Annotated in this window: 1 rRNA gene; it reads right to left on the bottom strand. The window is 50.0% G+C overall.

Annotated features, from left to right (window positions below):
* Positions 1-224 (bottom strand): 23S ribosomal RNA (locus C1Y41_RS19785); the annotation flags it as partial.

The raw sequence follows: 224 nt of genomic DNA, 5'->3' as shown, positions 1-224 counted from the left end.
AGCCACAGGTCATCCGCTAATTTTTCAACATTAGTCGGTTCGGTCCTCCAGTTAGTGTTACCCAACCTTCAACCTGCCCATGGCTAGATCACCGGGTTTCGGGTCTATACCCTGCAACTTAGCGCCCAATTAAGACTCGGTTTCCCTTCGGCTCCCCTATGCGGTTAACCTTGCTACAGAATATAAGTCGCTGACCCATTATACAAAAGGTACGCAGTCACCCC

The sequence above is a fragment of the Pantoea sp. ICBG 1758 genome (genome assembly GCF_002928325.1).
GTDB lineage: Bacteria > Pseudomonadota > Gammaproteobacteria > Enterobacterales > Enterobacteriaceae > Pantoea > Pantoea eucrina.
Note: the sequence above shows the minus strand (reverse complement) of the source record. Positions and strands in the feature narration are given on the sequence as shown.